The organism is Bradyrhizobium sp. 4, from assembly GCF_023100905.1.
Lineage (GTDB): Bacteria > Pseudomonadota > Alphaproteobacteria > Rhizobiales > Xanthobacteraceae > Bradyrhizobium.
The window spans coordinates 772,078-791,641 of sequence record NZ_CP064686.1; the positions used below are offsets into that span (position 1 = coordinate 772,078).

21 protein-coding genes are annotated in these 19,564 nt (G+C 63.1%); 8 read left to right on the forward strand and 13 right to left on the reverse strand.

From position 1 onward, the window contains the following. Nucleotides 1-62: 62 nt before the first annotated feature. The 3 genes from IVB45_RS39000 to IVB45_RS03630 all read left to right on the forward strand — a co-directional run bounded on the left by IVB45_RS39000 (nt 63) and on the right by IVB45_RS03630 (nt 3,002). Complete coding sequence (locus IVB45_RS39000; RefSeq protein ID WP_018454690.1) at nt 63-266, forward strand: hypothetical protein; 204 nt, start codon at nt 63-65, stop codon at nt 264-266. A gap of 284 nt (nt 267-550) precedes the next feature. Further along, a complete protein-coding gene (locus tag IVB45_RS03625; protein WP_247359493.1) occupies nt 551-2,053 on the forward strand; it encodes a metallophosphoesterase in 1,503 nt (500 codons plus the stop codon). Between the two features lie 199 nt (nt 2,054-2,252). After that, on the forward strand, nt 2,253-3,002 hold the full coding sequence (locus IVB45_RS03630; RefSeq protein ID WP_247359594.1) for a tetratricopeptide repeat protein: 750 nt from the start codon (nt 2,253-2,255) through the stop codon (nt 3,000-3,002). Nucleotides 3,003-3,062: 60 nt separating this feature from the next. Here the strand turns inward: IVB45_RS03630 and IVB45_RS03635 are convergent, their stop codons facing one another. From IVB45_RS03635 to IVB45_RS03680, 10 genes are all read right to left on the reverse strand, one after another. Continuing rightward, on the reverse strand, nt 3,063-4,037 hold the full coding sequence (locus tag IVB45_RS03635) for a type II secretion system F family protein (protein WP_027570195.1): 975 nt from the start codon (nt 4,035-4,037) through the stop codon (nt 3,063-3,065). A 9-nt stretch (nt 4,038-4,046) separates the two neighbouring features. Then, nucleotides 4,047-5,024, reverse strand: coding sequence for a type II secretion system F family protein (locus IVB45_RS03640; RefSeq protein ID WP_247359494.1), 978 nt, complete (start codon nt 5,022-5,024; stop codon nt 4,047-4,049). Between the two features lie 16 nt (nt 5,025-5,040). Further along, nucleotides 5,041-6,504 carry a CpaF family protein gene (locus tag IVB45_RS03645; protein ID WP_027570197.1) on the reverse strand — a complete coding sequence of 488 codons (1,464 nt, stop codon included), beginning with the start codon at nt 6,502-6,504 and terminating at the stop codon, nt 5,041-5,043. Nucleotides 6,505-6,525: 21 nt separating this feature from the next. Continuing rightward, nucleotides 6,526-7,794, reverse strand: a complete 1,269-nt coding sequence (locus IVB45_RS03650; RefSeq protein ID WP_027570198.1) for an AAA family ATPase — start codon at nt 7,792-7,794, stop codon at nt 6,526-6,528. Next, nucleotides 7,791-8,528 carry a CpaD family pilus assembly protein gene (locus IVB45_RS03655; protein ID WP_247359495.1) on the reverse strand — a complete coding sequence of 246 codons (738 nt, stop codon included), beginning with the start codon at nt 8,526-8,528 and terminating at the stop codon, nt 7,791-7,793. The genes IVB45_RS03650 and IVB45_RS03655 overlap by 4 nt, the downstream gene beginning before the upstream one ends. Before the next feature lie 17 nt (nt 8,529-8,545). Then, a complete protein-coding gene (locus IVB45_RS03660; RefSeq protein ID WP_027570200.1) occupies nt 8,546-10,021 on the reverse strand; it encodes a type II and III secretion system protein family protein in 1,476 nt (491 codons plus the stop codon). An 11-nt stretch (nt 10,022-10,032) separates the two neighbouring features. Further along, a complete protein-coding gene (gene cpaB / locus IVB45_RS03665; RefSeq protein ID WP_027570201.1) occupies nt 10,033-10,830 on the reverse strand; it encodes a Flp pilus assembly protein CpaB in 798 nt (265 codons plus the stop codon). Between the two features lie 127 nt (nt 10,831-10,957). After that, nucleotides 10,958-11,482, reverse strand: a complete 525-nt coding sequence (locus tag IVB45_RS03670) for a prepilin peptidase (RefSeq protein WP_027570202.1) — start codon at nt 11,480-11,482, stop codon at nt 10,958-10,960. 122 nt (nt 11,483-11,604) lie between these two features. Continuing rightward, on the reverse strand, nt 11,605-11,751 hold the full coding sequence (locus tag IVB45_RS03675) for a hypothetical protein (RefSeq protein WP_247359496.1): 147 nt from the start codon (nt 11,749-11,751) through the stop codon (nt 11,605-11,607). 67 nt (nt 11,752-11,818) lie between these two features. Continuing rightward, on the reverse strand, nt 11,819-11,983 hold the full coding sequence (locus IVB45_RS03680; protein ID WP_007599783.1) for a Flp family type IVb pilin: 165 nt from the start codon (nt 11,981-11,983) through the stop codon (nt 11,819-11,821). A gap of 260 nt (nt 11,984-12,243) precedes the next feature. Here IVB45_RS03680 and IVB45_RS03685 point away from each other — a divergent pair, with 260 nt between their 5' ends. From IVB45_RS03685 to IVB45_RS03700, 4 genes are all read left to right on the forward strand, one after another. Beyond that, nucleotides 12,244-13,071: a sterol desaturase family protein gene (locus IVB45_RS03685; protein WP_247283629.1), complete on the forward strand. Its 828-nt coding sequence runs from the start codon at nt 12,244-12,246 to the stop codon at nt 13,069-13,071. A 153-nt stretch (nt 13,072-13,224) separates the two neighbouring features. Next, nucleotides 13,225-13,722 (forward strand): pilus assembly protein N-terminal domain-containing protein, encoded by a 498-nt coding sequence (locus tag IVB45_RS03690; RefSeq protein ID WP_027570204.1) that lies wholly within the window; start codon nt 13,225-13,227, stop codon nt 13,720-13,722. A 261-nt stretch (nt 13,723-13,983) separates the two neighbouring features. Then, nucleotides 13,984-14,556, forward strand: coding sequence for a TadE/TadG family type IV pilus assembly protein (locus tag IVB45_RS03695; RefSeq protein ID WP_027570205.1), 573 nt, complete (start codon nt 13,984-13,986; stop codon nt 14,554-14,556). A 5-nt stretch (nt 14,557-14,561) separates the two neighbouring features. Next, nucleotides 14,562-15,212 (forward strand): TadE/TadG family type IV pilus assembly protein, encoded by a 651-nt coding sequence (locus tag IVB45_RS03700; RefSeq protein WP_247359497.1) that lies wholly within the window; start codon nt 14,562-14,564, stop codon nt 15,210-15,212. 77 nt (nt 15,213-15,289) lie between these two features. Here the strand turns inward: IVB45_RS03700 and IVB45_RS03705 are convergent, their stop codons facing one another. From IVB45_RS03705 to IVB45_RS03715, 3 genes are all read right to left on the reverse strand, one after another. Continuing rightward, on the reverse strand, nt 15,290-15,502 hold the full coding sequence (locus IVB45_RS03705) for a cold-shock protein (protein WP_007599788.1): 213 nt from the start codon (nt 15,500-15,502) through the stop codon (nt 15,290-15,292). Between the two features lie 271 nt (nt 15,503-15,773). Next, entirely contained in the window at nt 15,774-16,061 is a 288-nt protein-coding gene (infA, locus tag IVB45_RS03710; protein WP_007599789.1) for a translation initiation factor IF-1, read from the reverse strand. Between the two features lie 23 nt (nt 16,062-16,084). After that, on the reverse strand, nt 16,085-17,680 hold the full coding sequence (locus IVB45_RS03715) for a DEAD/DEAH box helicase (RefSeq protein ID WP_247359498.1): 1,596 nt from the start codon (nt 17,678-17,680) through the stop codon (nt 16,085-16,087). 478 nt (nt 17,681-18,158) lie between these two features. Here IVB45_RS03715 and urtA point away from each other — a divergent pair, with 478 nt between their 5' ends. Further along, the gene (urtA, locus tag IVB45_RS03720; RefSeq protein WP_027570208.1) at nt 18,159-19,481 is read left to right on the forward strand and encodes an urea ABC transporter substrate-binding protein; all 1,323 of its coding nucleotides are present in this window, start codon (nt 18,159-18,161) and stop codon (nt 19,479-19,481) included. Nucleotides 19,482-19,564: the final 83 nt, after the last annotated feature.

Below are 19,564 nucleotides of genomic sequence, written 5' to 3' on the forward strand. Positions count from 1 at the left end.
GCAACGGCCGTCAGGTGCAGATCTCCGGCGGCCGACGACAAAGCCGGCCGGGAGGAAATGCAATGGAATTTGTGTGGAGCGTGGTCACATTCATCGGCCAGGCGGTCGAGGCGATTTTTGGCTATGTCGAGCATCATCATTGGATATTCGCGTTCCTCGCCGGTGGTTACGTCTTCTATCTCCACGACCGCTCCGTTCACGCGCGGTTCGATGCACTGGACAAGCGCATTGACGAAATCCGCAAGCGGCTCGCCATCGAATATTGATCTGGTGAACGAAACCATCATCGGGCGGGCCCCGTATCTCATGCCGAGGACCGCCGTTCACGCGAGCGGCCGCAGGGCTTTACTAGCGCTGCGGTTGTGGCATTATTGGCCAATATTTTAGATTGTGTCGTGCGGTTCTGCACGTGGCGAGCGCAACAACGAGGCATGCGGTCGCTTCTTACCCCGGCTCATCATGGCTCGGGCTGATACAGAACGGAACTGATCGTCGAAGGCATTTCTCTTATCGTTTACGCGGCGCGGCATTCGCAAATAAGCGACGCAAAATGGATAGATCTTTCGTCATCGTACAGATTTCCGACCTGCATCTGGACGGGTCTGGTCGGCTGCTTGCGACGATCGAGACGCTCAATGCCGCAATTCGCGAGAGGATGGCGGACTTCCCGGATGTTCCCGATCGCATCCTGCTGATCACCGGCGATATCGTCGACGACCCGACGCCGCCTGCGCTCGACGAAGCGCTCGCCGTCATTACGTCCTTCCGGCAGACCGGGCTGTTCACCGACATTCAGGCCATTGCCGGCAATCACGACGTCAAGCGCCCGAGCCAGCGTGCAGGCCGCCACGATGTGTATGATTACCTGCATTTGCCGCGGACCTCGAAGAGCGTCTACTACCGTCAGGCCGGTCTCGATCTGGTGCTGCTGGATTCGAACCGCGCGAGCCTCACGACGCTCGCGAGCGGCAACGTCGACCAGAGCGCCTATCACGCCCTGGTCTCGGATTCCTCGCGGCTGAGCGTCGAACTCGCGGGCAGCCTCGGGTCGGGCGGCCGCGCCGATTATGCCGAGCCGGTTGAAAACCTGGTGCGCGTGCTGGCGCTGCACCATCATCCACTGCCGCAGGCGACCGGAGAAGGAAAGCGGTTTCTCGGCGTGCCCGACGAGCCGCTGATGTATCTCGCCGCGCCCGCGACCTTCCTCGAAGCGGCGACATCGCTCAACGTCGATCTGGTTCTGCACGGACACCGGCATGTCGAAGGCTTGACGCGCTATTCGATTCCCGATCCGCGCGCCACGTCGAGTGAGAGCGATGAAGCATTCTGGCGCACGATCTACGTCCTGTCCTGTCCATCATCGACCGGGCAGGCCGGTGACGATGCCGGCTTCAACGTCATCCATTTCGGCCCGATGTCCCATGGCGGCCGCACCGAGTATCGCTTCGCGATCGCCCGCTACTCACGTCCGCGCAAGGATGGTGTCTTCAGGCCGCTCGATTCCAACCTGCCGCACGGCGTCGTCAGGCTGTCGGCCGGGCGCGAGTTTTCCCGAGATCCGGCCGTCCAGTCGGGCATCGAGATCGACGCATGCACGACGCTGAAACGGGATCAGGTCGCGGCATTCGCCCGCCGGCTCCTGCTACGCCGCGCCTTCTATGCCGACGGCGAGGTGGATTGGGCCGATTTGCTCCACGTCTATCTCGTGACCTCTCACGCCTGGGCCGATCTCGACAGCAAGTTCTCGAGATCCGCACGCAAGCATGACCTCGACGCAGTAGCCGTGGTGACATCGCTGCTGCGTCGGTTGGTCGAGCAATCTGCAAATGTGCTCGGCATCGACGACGTTCAGCTCGACGAGCTCCGCGCGAGGCGTCTGGTCAATCGTGACGATCTTCGGCGCGAATTGCCGAGGGTGGTGCGGCCGGGCATCGATGTCGAGATCGAAACGCGGCAACGACTGCAATTGCTGCGAGACCTGAACGAGCAGGTGAAGGCGCTGGGCCTCGATCAGGGCCTCGGCGGCGAGGTGCCGCCGCAGGCGCCGCGGTGAGGGACGCGGCAGGGAATTAACCGGCTGTTAGGGTTAACAGTCTATTGCTGGCGTGTTCGGCTCGATCAATCGGCTCGAGAGTCAAAGCGTCATGCGTCAACGGTTCGGTCTTGAACGGTTCGGTCTTGGACGGCTCAGTCTTGGACGACTCAGTCTTGCCCGGCTTCTTGCGTCCACCTCGCTGGTTGCGGCGGTGGCCATGGGCCTCGGCGGCTGCACGGCGATGTCGAAACTCTCCGACGTCACGGGCTCGGTCGGGCCGCGGGCGGAAGCCGCTCCCACCGATCCCGCGCGCGCTGCCGAAGTCTATGGCGAGCGCTATCGTGCCAATCCCAAGGACGCCGATGCGGCGCTCGCCTACGGCCAGGCCTTGCGCGCCAACGGCCAGCACGCCCAGGCCGCCGCCGTGCTCGAGCAGGCGACCATCGCCAATCCCGGCAACAAGGCGCTGATGGCCCAATACGGCCGCGCGCTCTCCGACAACGGCAATTTCCAGCAAGCCTTCGACGTGCTGACGAAGGCGCATTCGCCCGACAACCCGGATTGGCGGCTGCTCTCGGTGCAGGGGACCGCGCTCGATCAGATGGGCCGCCACGAGGAAGCGCGTTCCTATTACGCGAGCGCGCTCAAGATTGCGCCTGGCGATCCCGGCGTGCTCTCCAATCTCGGCCTGTCCTACATGTTGTCGCGAGACCTGCCGAAGGCCGAAGACGCGCTGCGGCAAGCCTATGCCTCGCCGCGCGCAAACGCGCGGGTGCGGCAAAATCTCGGTCTGGTCGTCGGTCTCCAGGGCCGCTTCGCCGAGGCCGAGACCATCGTGAAGGCGGACCTGCCGCCGGACCAGGCTGCCGCCAATGTCGCCTATCTCAAGGAAATGCTGACCCGCAGCGACGTCAAGCGGGGTGCGCCGAAGCGGACTCCGGTCGCCTCGCTCGGCCAGCCCGAGTGATCAGACGTGATCGTCCAATCTTGAGAAGGCAGCCGCGGACCTTGCGCGGTCCGTCTAACGTCATTGCATCTCGGTGACCTTGATCCCCGTCGGTCCGAGAATGACGACGAACAGCACCGGCAGGAAGAACAGGATCATCGGTACCGTCAGCTTCGGCGGCAGTGCCGCGGCCTTTTTCTCGGCCTCGTTCATGCGCATGTCGCGGTTTTCCTGCGCCATCACCCGCAAGGATTGGCCGAGCGGGGTGCCGTAACGCTCCGCCTGCTGGAGCGCGAGACATACCGACTTGACGCCCTCGAGCCCGGTGCGCCGCGCGAGGTTCTCGTAGGCGACCTTGCGATCCTGCAAATAGGACAGCTCGGCCGTAGTCAGGGTGAACTCCTCCGACAGCGCGATCGATTGGCCTACGATTTCGACCGCGACCTTCCGGAACGCCATCTCGATCGACATGCCGGATTCGATGCAGATCAGGAGCAGGTCGAGCGCGTCGGGAAAGGCGCGCTTGATCGAGAGTTGGCGCTTGGAGATCGCGTTCCTGAGGAACAGCATCGGCGCTTGAAGTCCGAGATAGGCCGCGCCGACGCAGATGCCGATCTTGATCGGCATCGACTGCTGCATATGCGCGATCAGGAACACGTAGACGACCGAACCGACGAACAGCACGATCGGGGCAACCAGGCGGGCAAACAGGAAGGTGATGTAGGGCGCCTGGCCCCGATAGCCCGCCATGATGAGCTTGTCCCGCGCAGCTTCCTGCGCGAGCCATTTGGTCAGGTTGAAGTCGTCGACGACCTTCGAGACGAGCTGCTTCGGCGTCTGGCGCAGCGAGACTTTTTCGCTCTTGTGGAGGCGCTCGCGCTCGCGCTGCCGGATGCGCTCACGTTCGTTCGCTACCGCCTTCATGCGCTTGGAAAGGCCTTCGCCAGCGAACAGCGGCATCACCAGCGTATAGACTGTGGCGCTGGCGGCAACGGCGGCCAGCAGCATCGTCATGAAGTGGACATCGTGAAGTTTCGCAACAAGGAACTCTACCATAAGGCACCATCAGAAGTCGAAATTGATCATCTTCTTCATCACCATGATGCCAATCGACATCCAGACGACGCAGCCGACCAGCATGAGCTGGCCGGTGGGATGAGTCCAAAGCATCGAGATGTATCCCGGCGTTGTGAGGTAGACGAGGAACATCACGATCGGCGGCAGCGAGCCGATGATGCCGGCCGAGGCCTTGGCTTCCATCGACATCGCCTGGATCTTCTCTTTCATCTTCTTGCGGTCGCGCAGCACCTTGGAGAGGTTGCCGAGTGCTTCGGAGAGGTTGCCGCCCGATTTCTGCTGGATCGAGATGACGATGCCGAAGAAATTGGCCTCGGGCAGCGGCATCCGATCGTAGAGTCGCGTGCAGGCCTCGCCGAGCGGCATGCCGATCGCCTGCGTTTCGATGATGGACAGAAACTCCGAGCGTAGCGGCTCTGGCGCATCGGCGGCGACGACCTTGATCGATTCGAACAGCGGCAGGCCCGCCTTGATGCCGCGGACGATCACGTCGACCGCGTCGGGCAGCGCCTTCAGGAATTTGGCTTCGCGGCGCCTCTTCAGGAAGCCCAGCGCCCAGCGCGGCAGACCGAAGCCGCCGGCAAAAGCGAGTCCGGCGGCACCGAGCAGGCCGCCGCCGATGAACAAGGCGACTGCGAACAGCACGCCCGCCACGACGGCGGACACGATCCAGAATTTCTGCGGCGCCCAGTCGAGGCCGGCCTGCGACAGGCGAACACTGAGCGGTACGCTCTTCTCCTGCTGGCGTCGTGCTTCGAGATCCTTGAGCGAAGTTTCGACCTGCTCGCGGCGCGAGCGCTGCGTCTTCTCGGCCGCGCGGGCCGTGGGCGCCTCTGCCCGCGAGATCGAGGCGCGGCGGCTCTCGGCCTTCCGTTCTCCGGACAGCATTGGATAAAGGAAGACCCAGGCGAGGCCGCCGACGGCGGCGGTGGCAAGGAAGGCGAGGGCAAGGACTTGCATGTTCATGGCTGCGCTGACCTGCTCACGTCGTGGGCGCCACTTCCGCGGCGTCGAGCGCCGCGGCAAGGCGCTTCTCTTCGCCGTAATAGCGGGCGCGTTCCCAGAACTTCGGACGGCCGATTCCGGTCGACCGATGCCGGCCGATGATCTTGCCGTTGGCGTCCTCGCCGACCATGTCGTAGAGGAAGACGTCCTGGGTGATGATGGTGTCGCCTTCCATGCCCATCACCTCGGTGATGTGGGTGATGCGGCGCGAACCGTCGCGCAGGCGCGCGGCCTGGACGATGACGTCGATCGAGGCGCAGATCATCTCGCGGATGGTGCGTGAAGGCAGGGAGAAGCCGCCCATCGTGATCATCGATTCGCAGCGCGATAGCGCCTCGCGGGGATTGTTGGCGTGCAGCGTGCCCATCGAGCCGTCATGGCCGGTGTTCATGGCCTGGAGCAGGTCGAACGCTTCGGGTCCGCGGACTTCGCCGACGATGATCCGCTCGGGACGCATACGCAGGCAGTTGCGCACCAGCTCGCGCATGGTGACCTGGCCCTCGCCCTCGATGTTGGGCGGGCGGGTTTCCAGTCGGACCACGTGCGGTTGCTGGAGCTGGAGTTCGGCGGCGTCTTCGCAGGTGATGACACGCTCGTCGTGCTCGATGTAGTTGGTCAGGCAGTTGAGCAACGTGGTTTTGCCCGAACCGGTACCGCCGGAGATCAGCACGTTGCAGCGGACGCGGCCGATGATCTGGAGGATTTCCGCGCCCTCCGGCGAGATTGCGCCGAACTTGACGAGCTGATCGAGCGTCAGCTTGTCCTTCTTGAACTTGCGGATGGTGAGCGTGGGGCCGTCGATCGACAGCGGGGGCACGATGGCGTTGACGCGGGAGCCATCGGCCAGGCGCGCGTCGCAGATCGGCGAGGATTCATCGACGCGCCGGCCGACCTGGCTGACGATACGCTGGCAGATGTTGAGGAGCTGCTGGTTGTCGCGGAAGCGGATACCGGTGCGTTGGATCTTGCCGGCGACCTCGATGTAGACGGTGTCGGCGCCGTTGACCATGATGTCGGCGATGTCGTCGCGCGACAACAGCGGCTCCAGCGGACCGTAGCCGAGGACGTCATTGCAGATGTCGTCGAGCAGCTCTTCCTGCTCGGCGATCGACATCACGATGTTCTTGATCGCGATGATCTCGTTGACGATGTCCCGGATTTCCTCGCGCGCGGACTCCGAATCGAGCTTGGCGAGCTGGGCGAGGTCGATGGCCTCGATCAGCGCGCCGAAGATGGTCGCCTTGACCTCGTAATAATTGTCCGAGCGGCGGGCTTCCATGGTCGGCGCAGGCTTCGCCGGGGCAAGCGGCGGAGAGGTGACGGCCGGCGGCGGCGGCACGCGCGACACAGCGGGCGCCGAAGCCTGGGCAGGCTCTGACGACACGGCACCGGGCTTCGAGGCCCGAGGGTCGGTGTCTGTTCCGCTACGCTTACCGAACACTTAAAAACTCCATGCGGCGACCTATTTTCCCCGCAACTTCTCAATCAGGGGTGAAAGCAGGGACGACTTTTGCTTCTTCGTTTCGCTGCGGCCGGTCAGGCGCTGGGCGATCTGAAGGAACATCTCGATTGATTTGTGATTGGCCGAGATCTCCGCGATCATCTGGCCGTTATTGGCCGCCGAGCCGAAGATCTGCGGCTCGAACGGGATCGAGACGACTGGCTGGCTCTCGATCGCCTTGGCGAACTCCGCCGCGGCGATTTCGGGCCGTTTCGGCACGCCGACCTGGTTCAGGCAATAGAGCGGCGGACGGTCGTTCGGGCGCGCGGCCTTCAGGAGATCGAACAGGTTCTTGGTGTTGCGCAAATTGGCGAGGTCGGGTGCCGCCACGATCAGGATGTCGTCCGCTCCGATCAGGGCGCGTTTTGTCCAGCCCGACCATTGGTGCGGAACGTCGAGCACGATGCAGGGCATGGTGGAGCGCAGCGTGTCGAACACGGCATCGAAGGCGTCGGCGCCGAAATCATAGACCCGGTCGAGCGTCGCCGGCGCCGCCAGCAGGCTGAGGTGGTCGGTGCATTTCGACAGCAGGCGGTCGATGAAGGCGGTATCGACGCGATCGGGCGAGAACACGGCGTCGGCAATACCCTGCGGCGGATCCTGGTTATAGTCGAGCCCGGCAGTGCCGAAGGCGAGGTCGAGGTCGGCGACGACCGCGTCCATCGCGAGATCGCGGGCGATCGCCCAGGCGACGTTGTGGGAGATGGTTGACGCGCCGACGCCGCCCTTGGCGCCGACCACGGCGATGATACGGCCGACGGCCTTGGCTTCCGGCGCCGAGAACAGGTTGCAGATCGAGCGCACGACGTCGATCGCGCCGACCGGCGCGAGCACGTAGTCGCTGACGCCGCGGCGCACCAGCTCGCGGTAGAGCATGACGTCGTTGATGCGGCCGATCACGACCACGCGGGTGCCGGCGTCGCAGACGGTTGCGAGATGATCGAGCCCGCCCAGGAGGTCGTTGCGGCCGTCGCTTTCGAGCACGATCACGTTCGGCGTGGGTGCCGAGCGGTAGGCTTCGACCGCAGCCGCCATACCGCCCATCTGGATCTTGAGATGGGCCTTGCCGAGACGGCGATCTTCGCCGGCCGACTGCACGGCGGCCGCCGTTTCCACGGTCTCGCAGAAAGCCTGGACGGAAACGCGGGGCGCAGGCGCAATATGCTCCTCGGCCGGCGGGAGCGATGCCTCGGACTGCTCTTCTTGGGGCTGGCGAGCGTAGCTGATCATTTGCCGGTGTCGCTGAGTTTGGCCTTGTCGGCCTCAGGATAGGCGACCGCCGTCGGCATTCCCTTGCGATACTTCTCGAACGCGGCGGTGCGCCGCGGCGTGTAGGACGGCGTTTCGGGCCGCGGCTGCTCGAGATCTGACGGATTGTCGACCATCGCCGCGAGGTTGCGCTGATAAGCGCAGCCGTAATTGTAATATTCCTTGTTCTCGAACCAGCTCTTGTTCTTCATCGAAGGGCCGATATCTTCCGGCCACAGGCCGCAGGGACCCGCGACCGCGGCGATCTTGGAATAGGTGAGCCGGATCGGCGGCAGGAAGCGCTTGTCTTCCGGCTGGTAAGAACGGGCGCTGACGCCGCGCGGCGGAACGCCTGCCGCTGACAGGATCGCCTGGATTTCACGCATGGTGTCCGCGACCGGACGCGCGTTGGGCGTGCCGGACGGCACGTCGATCTGGATCGCGCCGGTGCCTTCGTGCATCCAGGCCGACGCGACGCCCATCACGTCGGCGCGCTGGGCGGCGGTCAAGCCGCCGCGGGCATGGCCGACGAAGACGACGATGGAGCGATTCTGCTCCTCGATGGCGATCGGATGGCGCTGCTTGTAGCTGTCGGGAATGGAGGCGGTGACCGCTTCGTCATGCTGGCAGCCGCCAAGGGCGAGCGCCATGCCGACGAGCGCGCCGCCGAGGTGGATGGCGCGCCTGCGAATCTGGGGTGGTCTAGTGATCTTCATGAAGTCCCCGTTCCGCCTCAATCGGTGATGAAGCCGTAGGTGCCGCGGTAGTTCTTGGCCGGTTCGGTCCGGCCGGGCACGCCGTAGATGCGGTTGATGTTGCCGAGCAGTTCGGCCTGCGGATCCGCAGGCGCGGAGAAGCCATCATCCGGCCGCGACAGATCCTTTTGCGCAACTGCGCGAACGATATAGGGCGTCACGATCACGACCAGCTCGGTCGCGTTGTTGACGAAGTCGCGGCTGCGGAACAGCGTGCCGAGGACCGGGAGCTGCATCAGGCCCGGCAGTCCGCTGACCGCCTGCTTGGTCTGCTGCTGGATCAGGCCGGCCATAGCCATCGCGCCGCCGGAGGGAATTTCCAGCGAGGTTTCTGCGCGGCGGGTCTTGATCGAGGGCACCGTGAGCGAGTTGACCGAGGTCGAGGTCACGGCCTGGGACAGCGTGATCGCGTTTTCGTTGGAGAGCTCAGAGACCTCGGTCATCACCCGCAGGCTGATCTTTCCCTCGGTGAGAACGACGGGGGTGAAGTTGAGCGAGATGCCGAACTTTTTGAAGCTGATCTGGGTAGTACAAACGTGCGTGGTAGGGTCGCACGCGTAGCCGGCAGGCACCGGGAATTCACCGCCGGCGATGAATGTTGCCGATTCACCGGAGATCGCGGTCAGATTCGGTTCGGCCAGCGTCCGGATCACACCCGCGGTTTCCATCGCACGCAGGGTGGCCTGCACCGACGGGGCCCCGCCGAACTTGGTGGTCAGATTGTTGCCGTCGACGAGGTTCTTGCCGAGAGCCGTGAACGGATTGGAGTTGCTGAAGCTGACGACCGAGGTGCCGTAGCTGAGGTTGGCGGTAAGGTCGATTCCGAGCTGCTTGATGATGCTGCGCTGCACTTCGGCAACAGTCACCTTGAGCATGACCTGGTCGCGGCCGCGGACCACGATCGAGTTCACGACCTTCTCGGGGCCGCCCGCGAGGCGCACGGCGAGGTCGTTGGCCTGCTGGGCTTCGGCGGGATTCGCGGCCGAACCGGTCAGGATGATGCCGTCCCCGAGCCCGTCGATCTGGATGTCTGAATTCGGCAGGACCTGCTTCAGTGCGGCCCGCACGCCGTTGAGGTCGCGCTTGACCGCGATGTCATAGGCCGCAATCTGCTGGCCGGCGGAATCGAAGAACACGATATTGGTCTGGCCGATCGCGGCGCCGATGATGTAGGCGCGCTGCGCCGAGCGGACGACCGCATTGGCGATCTTGGGATCGGCGACAAGCACGTCCTTGATGTCACGCGGAAGGTCGATCACGATCGACTTGCCGATGCCGAGCGAGAGGAATCGCGCGTTCATCTGACCGTCGGCCGCAGCCTGCGCCACAGGGCGATAGTCGGCGGCAACCACAGGGGTCAGCACCGGGTTGAGCGCGAGCGCGACGGTGGCCGAAAACGACAGGGCGCGGACCACAGAGGTTCGCATCGTCGCCAAGTTCGCCCTGCATTTCATATCGACAGTCCTCATCGTGCCTTCGCCGTCGAGCTTGGGATACCGTACCGAATGATCGAAATGCCATCGCGCTTCTGCGCGGAATCATCGAGCGTGATCTCGCTCAGCTTGACGTCGACGATGCTGCGCAACGCCAGCGACAGCGTGCCGCTCTGGCGTGCGGAGGAGAGCGTCGCAGTCTGCGCAGGATTGAGCTCGAGGGTGACGGTCTTGCCGACCACCGCGTTCTGCCCGTCCTTCTCCTTCGGCGCCTGGTCGATGGCCAGGACGCGGATATTGGCCAGGATGATCTCGGACGTGATCACATCAGGGGCGCCGCTGCTTTGGTCCGGATTCTTGAGACGGCGCGTCAGAAGCACGTCGACGCGGTCGTTGGGGAGGATGAAGCCGCCTGCGCCGGTTTCCGGCGAGATCTCGGTCGAAATCGCCCGCATGCCGGTGGGCAGGATTGCCGCCATGAAGCCGGAGCCTTCGGCCTTGACCAGCTTCTGGTCGCGGATCGGCTCACCCTGGATGAAGGGAGATCGTGCGATCGAGCCGGTGACCTGGGTTACCCCCTCGGGGCGCTCGTTGCGGCGGATGAAGGTGGTGCTGGCGGTCGCGGACGGCCAGGTCTGCCATTGCACGTCTTCCGGCTTGACGGTCTGGCCGAGGCCGATGTCGTTCTTGGCGACCAGGACGTCGACGGTGGGAAGCTGCGCGACGGGAGCCGGAGGCGGCGCAGAATTGTCCGAGCCGCTCGCCAGATACGCGGCGACACCGCCGGCGCAGATGGCGACCGTCAGGACGACAATGCGTGCCCTATTCATACGCTTCACTTTCCAACAAACGCCGCGACGCTGACGCCGCCGTAATCGGCAGTTGACCAGCTATTCGTCAAAGCATGGTTAATGAGGCGTATCTAAATCGCCTTAACGCCGGGTTGACCCGATGCGTTCAGCGCAATGCGAGGTGAGCGAGGTCGATCGCCTTCACCCATTCGGTCTCCGGGTAGACCATCAGCGCACTCATTGCGAGCGCGATGCCGTAGGGAATGCCGCTCTCCTTGGCGTGCAGCCGCGCGAGCCAGGCTTGGCCCGCCAGCCCATAAGGCAGCGGCCACTGCCGGAACTGGAGCAGGAGCAGCGTCAGCGCCCCGCCGAACAGCGAGGCGTAGAGCAGGAAGTTCATCAGCTGTGCGAACCCGAACCAGAGTGCGACGGAGGCCGCGACCTTGGCATCGCCACCGCCGACCCAGCCCATCGCAAAACAGGTGAAAGCCACGACCAGGACGAGCGCACCTGAGCCGACATGGCTCAGCATCTCGTAAGGTGCCATGCCACCGGCGAGAGCGAGCGCGAAAAAGCCGGCGACCAGCGCCAGCGATACGCGGTTAGAGATCGTCATCGTGAAGAGATCGCTCGCGGCGGCAAACGCCATCAGGGCAGGGAAGAGCAGAAGGCGCGCAAGGTCGAGGATCATGGGTTGCGTCTTGAGGCCTGGGTTTGCCGCGGAGCTGGCGTCGCCGGATTCTAGCCGGCAGTGCTAAACAAACCGAAAACGGCGGCAGCCGTTTCGATGGGCGGAACCAGCCGAAGGTGTTCTCACCAGAGGGAGGCGATGCGTGCGGCAAGCGCGACGGTCGCAAGCAGCAGGGCCAGGCAGACCCAGTAAGCCGGCGAGCCGGTCTGCGCGGCCTCCGCCACGTTTGCCGCGACCGCGGCATCGGTTCTGTACTTGCTTAACGCCACTGGAACTCGCCGTCTGAAAAACAAAGGCCCCGGAGGCCCGGGGCTTTTGCCGTCGTTCGTCGATCGCTTACTTCAGCGAGCTGCTGATCGAGGTGAACTTGGCGTTCAGCGTGGTGCCGAGATTGTTGACGACGGTGATGATGGCCAGCGCGATGCCGGCGGCGATCAGGCCGTATTCGATGGCGGTGGCGCCGGATTCATCTTTCGCGAAACGCGCAATCAGGTTCTTCATGAACAAAACTCCATCTGGGGTGGGATCGCCTCGTTCGGCGTTGTGCTTGACGCAATGACCATGAGATCCGAGCTCTTTCGGGAGAGTTAATTCGATCGGGCAAACCCGCCTGCCGCTGGCCAGAGTGAATTTCGCCTTAAGGCAGCCAGCTGCAATCGCTCCAGTTCCGGATGTGCAGCAAGCGCAGTTCCGGCTTCACCGTCCCTTAAATTTGAGGGAGTACGCGTAGGCGGGACCAGCAATTCGCAAGAGAGGCGACAATGTCGAGCCTGCCCATGGAAATCGCCCTGATGCTCGGCGAGACCATCGCGAAGGTGATCCCCACGACTTTCGCGCTCGCGGTGGTCTTCACCGTGCTCGAGCACGTCTGGGCCTGCAATCCCGGCGTGCCCTGGTGGCGCAAGCGGGAGATCGTCACGGACATCTGCTACTGGTTTGTCGTTCCGGTGTTCGCACGCGTCATGCGGATCAGCCTTCTGATCGTCGGTGCGAGCTTCGTCTTCAACATCCATGATGCCGACGAACTCATCGCCTTCTACGACAATGGCCACGGCCCGCTGTCGCTATTGCCGCTCTGGGTCCAGGCCGTGCTGTTCCTGGTCCTGTCCGATTTCATGCTGTACTGGCTGCACCGGCTGTTCCACGGCGGCGGGTTCTGGAAGTACCACGCGATCCATCACTCCTCGGAGGAGATCAGCTGGATTTCCGCGGCCCGCTTCCATCCCGTCAATCTCGTGCTCGGTACGATCGCGGTCGACGTCGTGCTGCTGATGGCCGGCATTTCGCCGAACGCCATGGTCTGGCTCGCCCCGTTCACGACCTTCCATTCGGCCTTCGTGCACGCCAACCTCAACTGGACCTTCGGGCCGTTCAAATATGTGCTGGCGACGCCGGTGTTCCATCGCTGGCACCACACCTCGCTCGCAGAGGGCGGCGACACCAATTTTGCCGGCACGTTCCCGATCTGGGATGTGCTGTTCGGCACTTTCCGCATGCCCGCGGGGCAATTGCCGCAGGATTACGGCAAGGATGAAGCCACCATGCCGAAGGAGATCGGAGGGCAGCTTGCCTATCCGTTCCGCCGCTAGGTTCTCGAGGGCCGCGAAATGCCAGTCCGTTCAAACAATAGTCGGCGAATTTGCGGAACGTTCACGAATTGAGGGCAGGTTAGCCAGGTCGGGCACCGGCTCGGCTGTTATCTGATTGCTTCTGCCGGTTTGTGACGTCCCGGGGGTAAGAGTATGCGTAAACAACTGCTGCGCCGTCATGCGCGCGTCTGTCTTCTGGTTGCGGCCGCGGTGCTGGCATCGCCGGCTGCTGGCCTTGCCGAGCCGACCGCAGATGCCATAGCCGTGAATGTCGACCAGGCCAAGCTGGTGCGGTTGCCTGGCAAGGTGGCGACCATCGTGGTCGGCAATCCCATGATCGCCGACGTCACGCTCCAGCCTGGTGGCATGATCGTCGTGACCGGCAAGGGCTATGGCGCCACCAATTTCATCGCGCTCGACAGAGGCGGCGAGATCCTGGTCGATCGCCAGATCCAGGTCGAAGGTCCGAGCGATCGGCTCGTCACCGTCTATCGCGGGATCGAGCGCGAGTCCTACAGCTGCATGCCGGTTTGCCAGCGTCGCGTGACGCTCGGCGACAGCGACACCTATTTCAACAACACGATGAGTCAGGCCGGTTCGTTGAGCAGCACGGCCAGCGGCAATGCTGGTGCGGGCGCCAAGACGAACTGAGTAAGACCAACTAAGTAAGACCAACCAGCGAGTTTGATTGGCGGGTTTGCCGGGGCAAGGATCGCCCCGGGCCGATGCGGGCGCATGAGTTTCTCTCTCCGTATGCTCGTCTCAATGCTCTCGTCTCCTTGGCCTGGGTCGTTCACGGTTAACGCGCCCCTAATGGCCCGGGTCGCCGGGTGCGGATCGCCTGAAACACTTAAACAATCAGTTTCCGCTATTGAACATGGCAGATGATTGCTTCTGCTGCTGGGGAATTTGATGCCTTCGCCTGCACCTACGAGGTTCACGCTCCTCGCCATGCTGCGCCGGTTTCGCGGCAGTCGCCGCGGCTCCGCAGCCGTCGAGTTCGCGCTGGTCGCACCGATGTTCTTCGCGCTGCTGTTCGCCATCATCGAGACGGCGCTGATGTTCTTGGCGACCCAGGTGCTCGAGAGCGCCAGCCAGAATTCCGCGCGGGTGTTGCTGACGGGGCAGGCGCAATCCGGTTCGGTGGCGGCCTGCGCGGTGTCCGGCGTGAGCACGCCCTGCTCGCAAACGACGTTCAAGGCTTACGTCTGCAGCCAGATCCCAGCGCTCTTTGATTGCACCAAGCTCTACATCGACGTTGTGAGTACAAACTCGTTCGGAGCACTAAGCCTCACCAGCTACGGCAATTCCTGCAGCTTCAACCCGGCCGGCGTGCAGTACAATGCCGGGGCCGCCGGCCAGGTCGTCGTGGTGCGCCTGTTCTATCAGTGGCCGCTCATCGTCACCGGCCTTGGCTTCAACATGGGCTGCAGCAACAAACGGCTGCTGGTCGCGACCGCGGCCTTCAAGAACGAACCTTTTTGAGACAGATGGATTCGAGCAAGCCGATGCAGCCGATTGCGCATATCTGGAGGAATACCGGTCACTTCGTGCGTGACTTCGTCGCCGACAAGCGCGCGCTCGCGGCGACCGAATTCGCGGTCATCGTGCCGCTGATGCTGGTGATGTTCTTCGGTACCGTCGAATTTTCATCGGCCGTGGCGATTGATCGCAAAGTCACAATGATTGCACGGACACTGTCCGATTTGACGTCGCAGTCAACGTCGCTCGACTCGAACGACTTGCAGGACACGTTCACGGCAAGCATTTCGATGATCATGCCTTACGACGCTACGCTCGTGAACGGCACGGTTCTTCAGATCTATATCGACTCGAGCAGCGTCGCCAAAATTAAATGGAGCCAGTCCGCCACCATTGCCAACGGTGCGACGCAGGCCACGCTGACGGCTCCGCCCTCGGCTCTGGCTGCTGGTACCACGGTCACCTCGATGATTCCATCGACGCTCTTGATCCCGAAGACCTACCTCATTTACAGCGAGGCGAGTTACCTCTACACGCCTTCTGTCAAATTTGTTCTGAAGTCGGGCATCACGCTGAGCGATATCTCCTACACGCGGCCGCGCCAGGTCACCTGCGTTCCTTACAACGGCGTACCGTCGCTGCCGTGCCCCCTGAACTAGAAAAAAGGCCGGGCATTGTGCCCGGCCTTTTCTTTTAACTTGTTCGCTCGAGCCGATCGGGGCCGTAAGCGGTAGGCTCAACCGGCGGAACGGAGGTTGTCCGCTGCCGACTTGCCGGAACGGCGGTCGGCCACGATCTCGTAGGAGATCTTCTGACCTTCGCGCAGCGTGCCGAGGCCTGCACGCTCCACAGCGCTGATGTGGACAAACACGTCCTGGCCGCCATCGTCGGGCTGGATGAAGCCGAAGCCTTTGGTCGCGTTAAACCACTTCACGGTTCCCATGCTCATGGGGGTAGTCCCTTCTCAGATAACACAATGTCAGAGCCCGCTCGCGCGGACAGGTTAGATCGAATTTTTGGAAGGGTCGTCAGCGTGTCTGAACCGGCTGTACCGGTGGATGCTAATGTCGTCCGGCCGAAAATCGATTAACTCATTTTATTGGAAACAGAACCCCAAAACAATGCTGACGTGCACGATTTTTTGATCCGCCGTGATGTTCACGGCGGATCAGCATACAGGTCGGAACTTCAGGTCCGCGCTCGCGCGCTGAGCCTCCCGACTAGCGGCGGCGGAACTGGCCGCCGCGCTGTCCGGGGCGCGGAGGGCCGCCCATCCCGCTCGGACGTTCGTCCTTGTGGCGGAAAATCAGCCGGCCCTTTTCGAGGTCATAGGGCGACATCTCAACCGTCACGCGGTCGCCCGCCAGAGTCTTGATGCGGTTCTTCTTCATCTTGCCGGCGGTGTAGGCGACGATCTCGTGTCCGGCGTCGAGCTGCACGCGGTAGCGCGCGTCGGGGAGGATTTCAGTGACCAGTCCTTCGAACTGGATCAGCTCTTCCTTAGCCATGAATTTCTCCAGGTCGTGGACGGCTAGTGCGAATGGGGTTTGCGGTTCGGTTGGCCGTTCGGCCGACTCTCGCGGCGCAAAAAGGCAACGCCTTGTATCCCATCAGACGCCCCGGCGCTATGCGCGGAACGCTGTTCCGGACGGCCGTTTGGCGAAGAATGCGCCTTGCCGCCGGTGTGGTCGCGACGAGGAGCCTTCGAAGCCTTCGGGCCACTGCCGGGCCGTGCGTCAGCACGCCTGGCGTCGCCATGCCGTCCCTCGCCGGGTCTTCCGTCGCCCTGCTTGGCGGCACTGTGGTGGCGCCCGTCCGCATGCCTTTCGTCGGCACGGCGACCGTCACCGTGGCGTCCCTCACCAGACCTTGCGCCTTGCGGACGCTGGCCCGGGCGGCCCGGCCGACCCTGTCGTTGCTGCTGCGGGGGAGGGCCCGCATCCCGGCGGCCGGCGTCGGTGCGGCGATCCTCACGCGGCAGCGCCACTTTGATCAGCCGCTCGATATCGCGGAGATAGCTCAGCTCCTCGCCGCCTGCGACCAGTGAGATCGCGGTACCCTCGGCACCCGCGCGCGCGGTGCGACCGATGCGATGCACATAGGTCTCCGGCACGTTGGGCAGGTCGAAATTGATGACGTGGGTGATGCCGTCGACATCGATGCCGCGGGCGGCGATATCGGTGGCGACCAGCGTGCGGATTTCACCGGTGCGGAACTGGGCAAGCGTCCGTTCGCGATGGTTCTGCGACTTGTTACCGTGGATGGCGCTGGCGGGGATCCCCGCCTTCTCGAGTGTCTTAACGACCTTGTCGGCGCCGTGCTTGGTGCGCGTGAAGACCAGGGCTCGGTTGACCTGCTCCTGCTTCAACAGCTGGGCGAGGAACGCCGGCTTGGCGGAGAAGTCGACCTGGATGATGCGCTGCTGGATGCGCTCCACGGTCGAGGAGACCGGGGTCACCGCGACGCGGGCAGGGTCGCGCAGCATGGCGTCGGCCAGCTCGGCGATGTCCTTCGGCATGGTGGCCGAGAAGAACAGCGTCTGCCGCTTGATCGGCAGCTTGGCGACGATTTTGCGGATGTCGTTGATGAAGCCCATGTCGAGCATGCGGTCGGCTTCGTCGAGCACGAGGAATTCGACGCTTCCAAGCTTCAGTCCGTTGCTCTGCACGAGGTCGAGCAAACGGCCGGGGGTGGCGACCAGCACCTCGACGCCCTGCATCAGCGAGCGGACCTGACGGCCCATCGGCACGCCGCCGATGGCGAGGGTCGAGGACAGGCGGATGTGGCGGCCATAGGCGTTGAAGCTGTCGAGGATTTGGCCGGACAGTTCGCGGGTCGGCGACAGCACCAGGACGCGGGTCGTCTTCGGCTGCGGCTTGATGCGATTCTCGAGCAGGCGGTGCAGGATCGGCAGCGCGAAAGACGCGGTCTTGCCGGTTCCGGTCTGGGCGATGCCGACGACGTCGCGGCCGGTCAGCGCGGTCGGAATCGTCTGGGTCTGGATGGGGGTGGGGGTGACGTAGTTCTCTTCGGTGAGAGCACGAGCGATGGGTTCGGCGAGGCCGAAATCCTGAAACGAAGTCAAAAGGTGGGTTCTTTCCATGTCAAAAGCGGGCGCCCGGCGCATTCGGCGCGGCGCGCGCAAAAGGGTGTCGAGAGGGACACCTGCGTGTTTGGGGTGTCGGATGGCTTGATGGGATGGGGCAAGCCAGACGCCCGTAAGGGCTTAAGAACACGCGGCTCGCAACGGTCTCTGATTCGCAAGAGACCTCGCCCCCCATATGGAACATTGAGGCGGCGCTTTCAAGGCAGGCGCACCACAAATGGCGATCGCGTTGCAGAAATAGTTATGCCGGAAATTTAGCCAGGGTCGGAAATTTGCTTAGAAAATAGCCTGCCTGCCGCATTCGCATACATTTGAATTGCTCAATGTTTAGGCGACGTGGCTATGGCGATGATTGGTTTTCTGTCGATTTTGCCAGCGAAATCAATGGCTTAATATGTGTCTGATCCATGGCACGGTTCTTGCGAATCCGTTAATCGCAGGCGGCCGTTGGGGCCGTTTCGCAGCGTTTTCACGTCTGCGTCAGGGAGATGAGACACTCATGCATAGCAAATCCACTCACGATATAGCGGCGCCATTTAGCCGCCGTGGCGTTCTCGCCGCGACCGCCGGACTGATGCTTGGTCTGGCTTCCATTTCCGGTGCGAAAGCGGCGGACGACACCATCAAGGTCGGCGTGCTTCATTCTCTCTCCGGCACTATGGCCATCAGCGAGACCACGCTAAAGGACACCATCCTCTTCCTGATCGACGAGCAGAACAAGAAGGGCGGCGTCAACGGCAAGAAGCTCGAAGCCGTCGTCGTCGATCCCGCTTCAAACTGGCCGCTGTTCGCCGAGAAGGCGCGCGAGCTGATCACCAAGGACAAGGTCTCGGTCGTGTTCGGCTGCTGGACCTCGGTGTCGCGCAAGTCGGTGCTCCCGGTGTTCAAGGAGCTGAACAGCATCCTGTTCTACCCCGTGCAGTACGAGGGCGAGGAGAGCGAGCGCAACGTGTTCTACACCGGTGCAGCGCCGAACCAGCAGGCGATCCCCGCCGTCGACTATCTGATGAAGGACGAGAAGGTAAAGCGCTGGGTGCTCGCGGGCACCGACTACGTCTATCCGCGCACCACCAACAAGATCCTGGAAGCCTATCTGAAGTCCAAGGGTGTCGCCCAGGAAGACATCATGATCAACTACACGCCGTTCGGTCATTCCGACTGGCAGACGATCGTGGCCGACATCAAGAAGTTCGGCTCGGCCGGCAAGAAGACCGCCGTGGTCTCGACCATCAACGGCGACGCCAACGTACCTTTCTACAAGGAGCTCGGCAACCAGGGCATCAAGGCGAAGGACATCCCGGTCGTCGCGTTCTCGGTGGGTGAGGAAGAACTCGCCGGCATCGACACCAAGCCGCTGCTCGGCCATCTCGCCGCCTGGAACTACTTCCAATCGATCAAGTCGCCGGAGAACGAGAAGTTCATCAAGGCGTGGCAGACCTACACCAAGAATCCGAAGCGCGTGACCAACGATCCGATGGAAGCGCACGTGATCGGCTTCGACATGTGGGTCAAGGCGGTCGAGAAGGTGAAGTCGACCGATCCGGACAAGGTGATCGACGCGCTCCCGGGCATCGAAGCCAAGAACCTGACCGGCGGCACCTCCAAGATGCTTCCGAACCATCACATCACCAAGCCGGTGTTCATTGGCGAAATCAAAGCCAACGGCCAGTTCGACGTGGTGTGGAAGACCCCGGGTCTTGTCGCGGGCGACGCCTGGTCGAAGGAGCTCGACGGCTCCAAGGACCTGGTCGGCGACTGGGTCGGCAAGAAGTGCGGCAACTTCAACACCAAGAGCAACAAGTGCCTCGGTTCGGGTTCCTGATCCGAATCTGACACTTCATTGCATGATCGGAGAAGGCGGCGATCCCGCCGCCTTCTCCACCCTTTTCTGCCGGGGTCTTTCAC

Bases quoted from the DNA above. Each gene is read 5' to 3' on its own strand.
- IVB45_RS39000 (WP_018454690.1), top strand. From the start codon at position 63: ATGGAATTTGTGTGGAGCGTGGTCACATTCATCGGCCAGGCGGTCGAG.
- IVB45_RS03625 (WP_247359493.1), top strand. From the start codon at position 551: ATGGATAGATCTTTCGTCATCGTACAGATTTCCGACCTGCATCTGGAC.
- IVB45_RS03630 (WP_247359594.1), top strand. From the start codon at position 2,253: ATGGGCCTCGGCGGCTGCACGGCGATGTCGAAACTCTCCGACGTCACG.
- IVB45_RS03635 (WP_027570195.1), bottom strand. From the start codon at position 4,037: ATGGTAGAGTTCCTTGTTGCGAAACTTCACGATGTCCACTTCATGACG.
- IVB45_RS03640 (WP_247359494.1), bottom strand. From the start codon at position 5,024: ATGAACATGCAAGTCCTTGCCCTCGCCTTCCTTGCCACCGCCGCCGTC.
- IVB45_RS03650 (WP_027570198.1), bottom strand. From the start codon at position 7,794: ATGATCAGCTACGCTCGCCAGCCCCAAGAAGAGCAGTCCGAGGCATCG.
- IVB45_RS03655 (WP_247359495.1), bottom strand. From the start codon at position 8,528: ATGAAGATCACTAGACCACCCCAGATTCGCAGGCGCGCCATCCACCTC.
- IVB45_RS03660 (WP_027570200.1), bottom strand. From the start codon at position 10,021: ATGAAATGCAGGGCGAACTTGGCGACGATGCGAACCTCTGTGGTCCGC.
- cpaB (WP_027570201.1), bottom strand. From the start codon at position 10,830: ATGAATAGGGCACGCATTGTCGTCCTGACGGTCGCCATCTGCGCCGGC.
- IVB45_RS03670 (WP_027570202.1), bottom strand. From the start codon at position 11,482: ATGATCCTCGACCTTGCGCGCCTTCTGCTCTTCCCTGCCCTGATGGCG.
- IVB45_RS03680 (WP_007599783.1), bottom strand. From the start codon at position 11,983: ATGAAGAACCTGATTGCGCGTTTCGCGAAAGATGAATCCGGCGCCACC.
- IVB45_RS03685 (WP_247283629.1), top strand. From the start codon at position 12,244: ATGTCGAGCCTGCCCATGGAAATCGCCCTGATGCTCGGCGAGACCATC.
- IVB45_RS03690 (WP_027570204.1), top strand. From the start codon at position 13,225: ATGCGTAAACAACTGCTGCGCCGTCATGCGCGCGTCTGTCTTCTGGTT.
- IVB45_RS03695 (WP_027570205.1), top strand. From the start codon at position 13,984: ATGCCTTCGCCTGCACCTACGAGGTTCACGCTCCTCGCCATGCTGCGC.
- IVB45_RS03700 (WP_247359497.1), top strand. From the start codon at position 14,562: ATGGATTCGAGCAAGCCGATGCAGCCGATTGCGCATATCTGGAGGAAT.
- IVB45_RS03705 (WP_007599788.1), bottom strand. From the start codon at position 15,502: ATGAGCATGGGAACCGTGAAGTGGTTTAACGCGACCAAAGGCTTCGGC.
- infA (WP_007599789.1), bottom strand. From the start codon at position 16,061: ATGGCTAAGGAAGAGCTGATCCAGTTCGAAGGACTGGTCACTGAAATC.
- IVB45_RS03715 (WP_247359498.1), bottom strand. From the start codon at position 17,680: ATGCGCCGGGCGCCCGCTTTTGACATGGAAAGAACCCACCTTTTGACT.
- urtA (WP_027570208.1), top strand. From the start codon at position 18,159: ATGCATAGCAAATCCACTCACGATATAGCGGCGCCATTTAGCCGCCGT.